At 31.2% G+C, this 11,440-nt stretch carries 10 protein-coding genes; 9 read left to right on the forward strand and 1 reads right to left on the reverse strand.

Annotated features, from left to right (window positions below; genetic code table 11):
• Window positions 1-202: 202 nt before the first annotated feature.
• Entirely contained in the window at window positions 203-1,270 is a 1,068-nt protein-coding gene (locus ACVBFA_RS11245; protein WP_002474354.1) for a YkvI family membrane protein, read from the forward strand.
• A 277-nt stretch (window positions 1,271-1,547) separates the two neighbouring features.
• The gene (locus ACVBFA_RS11250) at window positions 1,548-2,597 is read left to right on the forward strand and encodes an alpha/beta hydrolase (RefSeq protein ID WP_002499293.1); all 1,050 of its coding nucleotides are present in this window, start codon (window positions 1,548-1,550) and stop codon (window positions 2,595-2,597) included.
• A gap of 540 nt (window positions 2,598-3,137) precedes the next feature.
• Here the strand turns inward: ACVBFA_RS11250 and ACVBFA_RS11255 are convergent.
• A complete protein-coding gene (locus tag ACVBFA_RS11255) occupies window positions 3,138-3,644 on the reverse strand; it encodes a GNAT family N-acetyltransferase (protein ID WP_001832115.1) in 507 nt (168 codons plus the stop codon).
• Window positions 3,645-3,752: 108 nt separating this feature from the next.
• Here ACVBFA_RS11255 and graX point away from each other — a divergent pair, with 108 nt between their 5' ends.
• The 7 genes from graX to ACVBFA_RS11290 all read left to right on the forward strand — a co-directional run bounded on the left by graX (window position 3,753) and on the right by ACVBFA_RS11290 (window position 11,351).
• On the forward strand, window positions 3,753-4,676 hold the full coding sequence (graX, locus tag ACVBFA_RS11260; protein ID WP_002445844.1) for an auxiliary protein GraX/ApsX: 924 nt from the start codon (window positions 3,753-3,755) through the stop codon (window positions 4,674-4,676).
• Between the two features lie 18 nt (window positions 4,677-4,694).
• Window positions 4,695-5,369, forward strand: a complete 675-nt coding sequence (gene graR, locus ACVBFA_RS11265) for a response regulator transcription factor GraR/ApsR (protein ID WP_002445845.1) — start codon at window positions 4,695-4,697, stop codon at window positions 5,367-5,369.
• The gene (gene graS, locus ACVBFA_RS11270; protein ID WP_002500002.1) at window positions 5,362-6,402 is read left to right on the forward strand and encodes a histidine kinase GraS/ApsS; all 1,041 of its coding nucleotides are present in this window, start codon (window positions 5,362-5,364) and stop codon (window positions 6,400-6,402) included. Before graR ends, graS begins: the two co-directional genes overlap by 8 nt.
• A gap of 144 nt (window positions 6,403-6,546) precedes the next feature.
• Window positions 6,547-7,308 carry an ABC transporter ATP-binding protein VraF gene (vraF, locus tag ACVBFA_RS11275; RefSeq protein WP_001833013.1) on the forward strand — a complete coding sequence of 254 codons (762 nt, stop codon included), beginning with the start codon at window positions 6,547-6,549 and terminating at the stop codon, window positions 7,306-7,308.
• A complete protein-coding gene (gene vraG, locus ACVBFA_RS11280; RefSeq protein ID WP_002487613.1) occupies window positions 7,298-9,187 on the forward strand; it encodes an ABC transporter permease VraG in 1,890 nt (629 codons plus the stop codon). Before vraF ends, vraG begins: the two co-directional genes overlap by 11 nt.
• Window positions 9,188-9,708: 521 nt before the next feature.
• On the forward strand, window positions 9,709-10,326 hold the full coding sequence (locus tag ACVBFA_RS11285) for a DUF47 domain-containing protein (protein WP_002457534.1): 618 nt from the start codon (window positions 9,709-9,711) through the stop codon (window positions 10,324-10,326).
• A 14-nt stretch (window positions 10,327-10,340) separates the two neighbouring features.
• Window positions 10,341-11,351: an inorganic phosphate transporter gene (locus ACVBFA_RS11290; protein ID WP_002475912.1), complete on the forward strand. Its 1,011-nt coding sequence runs from the start codon at window positions 10,341-10,343 to the stop codon at window positions 11,349-11,351.
• Window positions 11,352-11,440: the final 89 nt, after the last annotated feature.

Raw genomic sequence — 11,440 nt, forward strand, 5'->3', positions numbered from 1 at the left:
GTTTATTGAAACTTTTGCGACTATTTTTTTATTCATGATTACGATTGATTATGCATTTTGTTTATATTGAAGTCCGAAAAATCGTTTTCTAAAATGATTAAAAATACAGAATAGCTAAATTTATACATTTTTTTAGGGTTGCAATAAAAAGTCAGTACGTTATAATGCTCACTGTGCAAACTCTAAGGAGGTAAATATTCACATGGGGCTGAATAAAGAAGCTATAAAAATTGGTTTTGCCTATGTCGGCATTGTTGTCGGCGCAGGATTTTCAACAGGACAAGAAGTGATGCAATTTTTCACACCATTTGGTTTATGGTCATATATTGGAGTGATTATCTCAGGATTTATACTTGGATTCATAGGAAGACAAGTAGCTAAGATAGGTACTGCATTTGAAGCGAAAAATCACGAGTCCACATTGCAATATGTGTTTGGAAAAAAATTTAGTAAAGTTTTTGATTATATTCTTGTCTTTTTCTTATTTGGTATAGCTGTCACTATGATAGCCGGATCAGGTTCTACTTTTGAGCAAAGTTTTGGAATTCCTACTTGGTTAGGCGCATTAATCATGACAGTTTTGATTTACTTAACATTATTATTAGATTTTAATAAAATTGTAAGAGCTTTAGGAATAGTTACACCATTTTTAATCATAATGGTTATTCTTATTGCTGTGTTCTACCTATTTACAGGTAGTATTTCATTAGGGGAAGTAAACAGTGCTATGCCTGAAACGAGTGCTTGGAAAGGTATCTTTTGGGGATTAGTATACGGAGGATTAGCATTTGCTGTAGGATTTAGTACGATAGTAGCTATCGGCGGTGATGCTTCTAAGCGAAGAGTTTCAGGTGCAGGAGCAATGTTTGGTGGTGTGCTATACGCTATCTTACTTGCGTTAATTAACTTCTCACTTCAAACAGAATATTCAAAAATTAAAGATGTAGCAATACCTACGCTTAACCTAGCGAAAGGTATACATCCTTGGTTAGGTCTTGTACTCACAGTCATTATGTTAGCTGTGATGTACAACACAATTTTAGGTCTTTGTTATTCTTTTGCAGCGCGTTTCACAGAACCTTATAGTAAAAAATACCATATATTCATTGTTATCATGATGGTGATGGCATTTATTTTAAGTTTCGTAGGATTCGCTGATTTAATCAATGTTTTATACAAATTTATGGGTATTGTCGGATTATTTATTGTAGTAGCAGTGTTGATTAAATATTATAAACGTAAAAAAGATGATGAAGAGCATATCGCGTAGTCATTGCTTCACACTTTTATGATTAAAAAGTTTATTTTAATCGTGAAAAGGTTAAGGTTAAAAAATACATGAACAAGTAAATATGTTCATCCGAGTTGACTAAGTTAAAGATGCACGCTTATATAAAATATTTCTAAATTGAGTCAGCTTTGAGGGGTGGGACTTCGAATTCATCAAAATGGATTCTGTCCTACCCCTTTGTTTAATTATATCGATATTTGTTTTATTATATTAATAGCAAGACAAGTAGAGTAATTATTTGAAAGGGTTAGCCATGATGAAAAAAAAGCTAAAATGGATATGGATAACAACACTAATCATACTTGTTGTCTCACTTATATTGGCTTTTAATTTGAAGAGTCATTATAACCATGTTCATGATAAACAGAAGAGCAAGACAAATGTTCAAATTAATAACAAAAATGTAAAATTATATAGAGATATCTCATATGGTAAAGGTATGCCCAACAGCAAATTAGACATTATTACCCCAGCAGATATGAGTAATGATACGAAATTACCGGTAATTTTTTGGATGCATGGTGGAGGATTTATCGCTGGAGACAAACAATATAAAAATCAATTATTGTCAAGAATTGCAGAACAAGGATACATCATTGTCAACGTAAATTATGCGCTAGCTCCACAATATAAATATCCCACGCCGCTAGTACAACTCAATCAAGCTGTAAAGTTTGTAAAAGAGAATAAGCATGAGTTACCTATTGATTTTGATCAAGTTGTTATTGGGGGAGACTCTGCTGGTGCTCAGTTAACCAGTCAATATGTAGCTATGCAAACCAATGAAGACTTAAGAGATGAAATGCATTTTGAACAGCAGTTCAAGCCTTCACAAATAAAGGCTGCTGTATTTTTTGGTGGTTTTTATAATATGAAAACGGTTAGAGCAACCGAGTTTCCAAGAATACAATTATTTATGAAAAGTTATACCGGAACAAGTCATTGGGAAACAGATTTTAAAAACTTATCTCAAATGTCAACGCTCAATCAAGTGACTCATGAATACCCGCCGACATTTCTTTCGGTTGGTGACGCTGATCCATTTTACAGTCAAAATAAAGAATTTGCACAAGGTTTGAAAGCAGAAAATATACCAGTAGATACATTATTCTATGATGGTTCGCACCACTTACATCATCAATATCAATTTCATCTAGATAAACCGGAATCAAAAGAAAATATCAAAAAAGTGCTGTTATTTTTAAGTCGAAATACATCATCTTCTGGAGTGGAGAGTAACGAGTCATCACAAAATCAGCCAACTCAAAATACTAATGAAGTATCCTTATACCCTTTTGATTCTTAAGTTTATTAATGCTTTGTGCATTAAGGTACGTCATTGCGAGAAGTACTGTATATGTTGGAAGAATACGATTGCATAATTAAATATCATAACTATATTAAAGAGATATCATTCATATTTAATGTACAATCACTATCAGCATCAAACAATCCTAAAGTTGTTATCTTTGTAATTTCTGTAAGAAATTCTACTCTGAATTATTGATAAAGTAAGCTTGATATAATTTTTTAATTCAGTCATCGACGCATAACATATTGAAATTCTCAAGACAATAATGTGCACCCCAAAAGCAAGACTAAATTTAGCTTTTGGGGTGCGTTTTTATGACTAAACAGTATAGATTTGATTTTGAAATTAAAGTAGTTTAAGAATAATTTAAAGATATACGAAACGATGATGGAGTAGATTCATAATAAATAAAGAATAAATAATCTTAAACTTATAAGTAGTAAAGATAATTAAAATACGCCTCAATATGAAAGACGTATGATGATATTATTTAATATTTTAAATATGTGGTAAAATTTATAGTGACATACTTAGTTAATTTAATATTTTAGCCATTACATATTCGTTATAATATTTTTGGTTTATAAAAAGCTTATCTTTAAGTTCACCTTCGATTTGAAAGCCCATGCCTTTAAACAATTCTATTGCGTTAATGTTTTCAGTAACAACCGTAGCTTCAATACGTCGAATATGATGATTTAAAGCCCATGCTTCAATTCTATTGATAAGTGCTTGTCCAATACCTTGATGTTGGTAATATTCTCTAACTCCAAGGTACACGACAGCTTCGTGCTGTGTACGTTCATAGGTTTCAGTATTAACAAATACGTATCCAACAAGTTGCTCATCACTTTCAGCGACATATATCGCTTTGGTAGGTGAGGTGATGTATTTTTCTAAGTGTTGACTTGCGGAAGATATCGTTGGTGAATATTCACCTGGATTGTAGAATGTAAATTCTGATTCATCATATATTTGGCTTAATAGACTGATAAAGTTTTCAACGTCTTTAATACTAATTTCACGAATGAGATGTGTCATATCAACACTCCTGTTTTGTTAAATCAATTGTCTTCCTTATTATAATACACTTTACTTAATTACGCTTGATATAAAATTATCTAAAAGAAAGTTTAGGAGCTGATATTTATGAAGCCTAAAGTATTGTTAGCAGGTGGCACCGGCTATATTGGTAGATATTTAAGTCGAGTCATTGAACATGATGCTCAATTATATGCTTTATCTAAATATCCCAAACCTGATAAAGGATCTACGAACAAAATCACATGGTTAAAACGTGATATATATAATTACAAAGATGTAGTTGAAGCTATGGAAGGTATAGACATTGCGGTATATTATTTAGATCCAACTAAACATTCTGCTAAATTAACACATGCAACAGCACGAGATTTAAACTTTATAGCGGCAGATAATTTTGGTAGAGCTGCATCAATAAATAAGCTGAAAAAGATTGTGTATATTCCAGGGAGCCGTCATGATAATGAAGCCATTGAACGTTTAGGCGCTTATGGAGTACCAGTTGATTGTACGGATGTTGAAGTGAAACGTCCTCATATTAACGTAGAATTACAAACAGCTAAATATGATGATGTTCGAACAGCGATGAAGATGATTTTACCGAAGAAATGGACGCTCAATCAACTTGTAGATTATTTTAGTAGATGGTTAGATGAGACAAAAGGAACTTTTGTACATACTCAAAAACAAGGTCATCACTACATCATTTACAATAAGAACATTAAAAGCCCTTTAGCTATTTTCAAAATGATTAATACAACAGAAGATATAATTACATTACATCTTATTGGTGGTAAATTGATGAAACCAAAATTAAAGAAGCAAGCAAAATTAGAATTTAGACTTCTTAAAGGAACACGTTTAATTATGGTTCATTTATACGATTATATCCCTAGATTATTTTGGCCAATTTACTATTTCGTACAAGCACCGATTCAAGGACTTCTTATGAGAGGCTTTGAAATTGATTGTAGAATTAAGCATTATCAAGGGCGCATTCAATCAGGTGAGAAGATTAAATATACTAAATAATATATTAGGTGATTCGTTATGCAAATATTATTAGTCGAAGACGATAATACGCTTTTTCAAGAATTAAAAAAGGAATTAGAACAATGGGATTTTAATGTCGCTGGTGTCGAGGATTTTAGTCATGTGATGGAGACATTTGAGACATTTAATCCAGAAATTGTTATTTTAGATGTTCAATTACCGAAATACGATGGGTTTTATTGGTGTCGAAAAATGAGACAACAGTCGAACGTTCCTATTTTGTTTTTATCATCAAGAGATAATCCAATGGATCAAGTGATGAGTATGGAACTTGGGGCAGACGATTATATGCAAAAACCATTTTATACAAACGTCTTAATTGCTAAGTTACAAGCTATATATAGACGTGTTTATGAATTTGGAGTTGAAGAAAAGCGAACATTAAGTTGGCAAGACGCTACTGTGGATTTATCAAAAGATAGTATTCAAAAAGATGATAAAACTATCTTTTTGTCTAAAACAGAGATGATTATTTTAGAGATGTTAATCAATAAACGTAATCAAATTGTGACACGAGACACTCTCATTACTGCTTTGTGGGATGATGAGGCTTTTGTTAGTGATAATACTTTAACAGTTAATGTTAATAGATTAAGAAAAAAATTATCAGAAATTGACATGGATAGCGCAATAGAAACCAAAGTTGGTAAAGGATACTTAGCTCATGAATAATTTTCGATGGTTTTGGTTTTTTATAAAATCTCGTAGTAACTGGATCTTGTGGATATTATTTCTCAACATTATTTTATTAGGTGTTGCCTACATAGATTATGAGATTTCAGTTGAGAGTGTTTTTTATATAGTGATATTAAACATAGGCTCGAGTATACTTTTCTTATTATTTACGTTTGTTAAAGAAGTCCGTCTATCTAAACATTTTTATGAAGATAAAGAAATTGAAGAAATTAAGCATAAAGATTTGGCAGAAACCCCATTCCAACAACAAGTCATAGATTATCTATATCGTCATATAACCGCTCAAAAAGAGAAAGTAGTCGAACAACAATTACAAATTAAAAATCATGAACAAACAATTACAGAGTTTGTTCATGATATAAAAACACCTGTTACGGCTATGAAATTATTGATAGATCAAGAAAGTGATGATCAGCGTAAGCGAGCGTTATTATTTGAATGGTCTCGTATTAATGAAATGTTAGATAAGCAATTATATTTAACAAGGCTTGAATCACAGCATCGTGATATGTATTTTGATTATATTTCATTAAAAAGAATGGTTATAGATGAAATACAAGTTACTCGACATATCAGTCAGGCAAAAGGGATAGGTTTTGAATTAGACTTTAAAGAAGAACAAAAGGTTTATACAGATGTTAAATGGTGCCGTATGATGATTAGACAAGTTCTGTCTAACTCTTTAAAATATAGTGATAATTCTACAATAAATTTGAGCGGTTATACCATAGAAGGACATGTCGTTTTAAAAATTAAAGACTACGGTCGTGGAATTAGTCAGAGAGATTTACCACGTATATTTGATAGAGGATTTACTTCTACAACAGACCGCAACGACACAGCGTCTTCTGGTATGGGATTATACCTTGTACAAAGCGTGAAAGAACAACTTGGGATTGAAGTTAAAGTTGATTCAATAGTGGGGAAAGGAACAACGTTTTATTTCATTTTCCCACAACAAAATGAAATCATTGAGCGCATGTCTAAGGTTACAAGATTGTCATTTTAAACGTGCGTTTTGTTACTTACTATTATCACAAGTGTAATTAATAATCGATATAATAAATGATGTAAATTAAAGAAGATATGATAGTCTACATTAAGTTTGTCTTCGTAAAAGATAATTTGATTGAAGTATGACAGGAGTGATTATTTGTCGATATTAGAGGTAAGGCAGTTGTCAAAAGTTTATGGTGATAAGCAAGCTTTCCAAGAAGTTTTGAAAGAAATTAATTTAGATGTTGATGAAGGTGAGTTTATATCAATCATGGGACCTTCTGGTTCAGGAAAGACAACTTTATTAAATGTACTCAGTTCGATTGATTATATGACTAAAGGATCTATTACAATCAATGGGAAACAACTTGAGAAGTTATCTAATAAGCAATTATCTGATATTAGAAAAAAAGATATTGGATTTATTTTTCAAGATTATAATATTTTAAATACCTTAACAGTTAAAGAAAATATCATGCTTCCACTATCAGTTCAAAAGTTAGATAAACAAATCATGCATGAACGTTATCAACGTATAGTAGAGGCTTTGAATATTAGTGATATTAGTGATAAATATCCATCAGAGTTATCAGGTGGACAGCGTCAACGTACCTCAGCCGCAAGGGCATTTATTAATTTACCTTCAATTATATTTGCTGATGAGCCTACAGGTGCTTTAGATTCTAAAAGTACACTAGATTTACTTAAGCGTCTTAAATATATGAATGAGGAATTTAACACAACTATACTTATGGTGACACATGATCCAGTAGCGGCTAGTTTTTCAAACCGTGTTGTGATGTTAAAGGATGGACAAATCTTTACTGAGTTGTATCAAGGTGATGATGATAAACAAACGTTTTATAAAGAAATTATAAGAACGCAAAGTGTACTTGGTGGCATCAATTATGAGCTTTAATGAAATTATCTTCAAAAATTTTAAACAAAATGTGACGCACTATGCTATTTATTTATTATCTCTTGTTATCAGCGTTGTATTATATTTTAGTTTTGTAACTTTAAAATATGCACACCATTTACACGGTAATCAGTCGTTCCCTGTCATCAAAGAAGGCTCACAAGTAGGAAGTTATTTTTTATTTATCATTATTGTGGTCTTTTTGCTTTATGCTAATTTTTTATTTTTGAAAAGACGAGGGCGTGAACTATCGTTATTACAAATCATTGGTCTAACAAAGAAAGATATCATGAAAATGATTATGTTGGAGCAATTGATGACATTTATGATGACAACTATTGTAGGTATCATATTGGGAATCTTTGGTTCGAAAATTTTACTCATGATTGTATTGCGATTATTAGGAATCAACGTGAGTGTTTCTATTATCTTTAATTATCATGCCATTTTAGAAACGTTATTATTAATAGCTGTGTCATACGTACTTATAGTCTTTCAAAGCTATGTATATTTGCTTAAACGTTCTATTAAAGAGTTAGCATCTGATGTAAACAAAAAAGAGTTCAGTCATACGCGCACAACACTTGGTGAAGTTGTATTAGGTGTGCTAGGGATTATTATGATAGTTAGTGGTTATATAATGTCGACTAAATTAGTAGATAACGTAGAAACAATTATTCAACCGTTTGCTATTTTATTTTTAACTGTTATAGGATCATATTTTTTCTTTAGAAGTACAGTTTCATTGATATTTAAAGCGATACAGCGGTTGAGAAATGGAACGGTAAGTGTCACAGATGTTATGTTCACATCACCTATTATATATCGTGTAAAGAAGAATGCATTTTCTTTAACTATAATGACTGTTGTGTCAGCAATAACCGTTTCTGTATTATGTTTTGCGGCGTTAAGTCGTAGTACGTTAACAAATGAAGTGTTACTGAGTTCACCACATGATGTTACGTTAAAGAATCAGAGACAAGCAAATGAACTTGCTTTTAAATTAAATAATCGTAATATTGAACATTACTATAATTATAAAGAGGTCGTATATGCAAAAGTTTATAAAGATCATCTTTTTAGCGAAGGCGTATATAGACCGAAAGAAATCACAGTAACGAGTGATAAATATATTCCAAATGTAAGTACGAAAAAAGGGCAGACAGATATTATTATACCTAGAGGATCTCTCAAAGATGTTGTTAAAACAGACAAAAAAGGGACGGCTTATGTAGGAAGTAAGAAGTTTCGTTTAAAAGTAAGTTTGAGAAAAGGGATAAATAAAGTCTATTTTATGTCTGATGTCGATCGTGGTAGACCGACACTTATTTTAAATGATGAAGATTATCAAAAAATTAGAGAACATATAAAAGAAAAGAATATTGTTTCCCAATATGGTTTTGATCTTAAAAATAAAAATGATTTACCAGAATTAGAACAATTAGTTAGTAGTATCAATGAAGATATAGAAACAAGAAGTGAAGCGGCAAGTGAAATTTCTAGTTTAACTGGTATTTTATTATTCGTGACATCGTTTTTAGGAATTACATTTTTAATCGCAGCAGGATGTATAATTTACATTAAACAGATTGATGAAACGGAAGACGAACTTGAGAATTACACGATTCTTCGTAAGCTAGGATTTACGCATCAAGATATGTCTAAAGGTTTGAAACTTAAGGTAATATTTAATTTTGGTTTACCTTTAATTATTGCTTTACTGCATGCATATTTTGCTTCACTTGCTTATATGCATTTAATGAATGTGACAAATCAAATACCTATTTTTATAGTTATGGCGGTTTATACAGCAACTTATGCAGTATTTGCTATTATAGCTTATAATCATTCTAAAAGAACAATTAAACATTCGATATAAATTTATACTTATTGAATTTGTGTTATTTAATTTATAGACTTTAATATATTTTCAAAACTCCAACGAACAATACGAAGCGACACTTTAATCATTGAAAATAACAAGTGATTAAAGTGTCGCTTTATTAAATTGAATAAAAATTACAATTAATATTTGAAATTGATTTAATAAATCGTTATTTTAAAGTTGTAGTGGATAAAAGTGTTTACATAATTTTATCGCTCATCATTTTTAATAAGCCATGAGACGCTTATGTAAAAATTTAATATCTAGTTTGTTAAGAATTTGTAAATAGAATTGTAGTTATGTAAATTTTGTGATATTTTCAAGTAGGGACAAAGCTGGATGTTGGCGAACATCAATAAATGATAACTATATATTAAATTTACACAATTTTTACAATATAAGAATTGCTAGTTACTTTTTATAATAATTGTAAATCAGTTCCTCAACTACTTGTCTTACACAAATAAAATTTAATAATGTGATTGATGACAATCGCTCAAAATGGAGGATTTTTAATGTTTAGTAAGAAAAAGGATAAGTTCATGGTTCAATTAGAAGAAATGGTATTCAATCTAGACCGTGCAGCTATTGAATTCGGCAAAATGGATTTCAATACACATTTAGATTTGAAAGCTTATTCTGATAATATTAAAACGTATGAGTCACATGGTGACGAACTTATGCATCAAGTTATTTCTGATCTCAACCAAACATTCATTACACCAATTGAACGTGAAGATATCTTATCTTTATGCAATGCAATAGATGATGTTCTAGATGCTATGGAAGAGACATCAGCAATGTTTGAAATGTATTCAATTGAATATACGGATGAGTACATGGCTGAATTTGTAGAAAACATACAAAAAGCAGTTGCCGAAATGAAGCTAGCTGTAGGATTACTTGTAGACAAAAAGTTATCTCACATGCGCATTCATTCTATTAATATTAAAGAATTTGAGACAAATTGCGACGGTATCTTAAGACAGTCGATGAAACACATCTTCAATAGTGAAACAGATCCAATCACATTAATTAAAATAAAAGATATTTATCAAAGCATGGAAGAAATAGCAGATAAGTGTCAAGCTGTTGCTAATAATTTTGAAACTATAATCATGAAAAATAGCTAAGGGAGTCTTTATTTATGTCATATATTTTAATTGTCACGATAGCTATAGTTATATTTTCATTAATATTTGACTTTATCAATGGTTTCCATGATACAGCTAATGCTGTAGCTACTGCGGTTTCTACTCGAGCATTAACACCAAGAAGAGCTATTTTATTAGCAGCAGTCATGAACTTTATTGGGGCATTGACCTTCACAGGTGTTGCTGGAACTATTACAAAAGATATCGTTGATCCATTCAAATTACAACATGGTTTAGTTGTTGTGTTAGCAGCTATTATTGCTGCCATTATTTGGAATTTGATCACTTGGTTGTATGGAATACCAAGTTCATCTTCTCACGCACTAATCGGTTCTATAGCGGGTGCAGCCATTGCATCGCAAGGTTCATTTGCAGTATTACACTATCAAGGTTTTACAAAGATTATTATCGTATTAATCATTTCACCAATCATAGCTTTTTGTGTAGGTTATATGATGTATACGATTGTTAAAATCGTTTTTAAAAATTCAAATTTAACACGTACTAATCGTAATTTTAGGTTTTTCCAAATCTTTACTGCAGCATTACAATCATTCTCACATGGTACAAATGATGCTCAGAAATCTATGGGGATTATTACATTAGCTTTAATTGTAGGTAATTTACAAGATGGTAATAATGTTGAACCTCAAGTATGGGTTAAAGTTGCATGTGCAACAGCTATGGGATTAGGTACAGCGGTAGGTGGTTGGAAAATCATCAAAACTGTCGGCGGAAATATTATGAAAATTAGACCTGCTAACGGAGCAGCCGCTGATATTTCTTCAGCATTAACGATTTTCGTAGCGTCATCATTACATTTCCCATTATCTACTACACACGTTGTGTCTTCATCTATTCTAGGTGTAGGTGCTTCAAATCGTGCGAAAGGTGTTAAATGGAGCACTGCTCAACGTATGGTTGTAACATGGGTGATTACTTTACCTATCTCAGCTATTTTAGCAGCAATTATTTATTTTGTTATTCATCTGTTCTTAAAATAAAAAAGACTTGTATAATAGGTAAGTACATATAGCTAAAGGCCACACAAAGACTGACATTTTTAGTCAACTTTGTGTGGCCTTTTTATTTG

The organism is Staphylococcus sp. MSU001 (genome assembly GCF_052976705.1).

Excerpts from the sequence above, each read along its gene's own strand:
- graX (WP_002445844.1), top strand. The coding sequence starts at position 3,753 with ATGAAGCCTAAAGTATTGTTAGCAGGTGGCACCGGCTATATTGGTAGA.
- ACVBFA_RS11245 (WP_002474354.1), top strand. The coding sequence starts at position 203 with ATGGGGCTGAATAAAGAAGCTATAAAAATTGGTTTTGCCTATGTCGGC.
- ACVBFA_RS11285 (WP_002457534.1), top strand. The coding sequence starts at position 9,709 with ATGTTTAGTAAGAAAAAGGATAAGTTCATGGTTCAATTAGAAGAAATG.
- graR (WP_002445845.1), top strand. The coding sequence starts at position 4,695 with ATGCAAATATTATTAGTCGAAGACGATAATACGCTTTTTCAAGAATTA.
- vraG (WP_002487613.1), top strand. The coding sequence starts at position 7,298 with ATGAGCTTTAATGAAATTATCTTCAAAAATTTTAAACAAAATGTGACG.
- ACVBFA_RS11290 (WP_002475912.1), top strand. The coding sequence starts at position 10,341 with ATGTCATATATTTTAATTGTCACGATAGCTATAGTTATATTTTCATTA.
- ACVBFA_RS11255 (WP_001832115.1), bottom strand. The coding sequence starts at position 3,644 with ATGACACATCTCATTCGTGAAATTAGTATTAAAGACGTTGAAAACTTT.
- graS (WP_002500002.1), top strand. The coding sequence starts at position 5,362 with ATGAATAATTTTCGATGGTTTTGGTTTTTTATAAAATCTCGTAGTAAC.
- ACVBFA_RS11250 (WP_002499293.1), top strand. The coding sequence starts at position 1,548 with ATGAAAAAAAAGCTAAAATGGATATGGATAACAACACTAATCATACTT.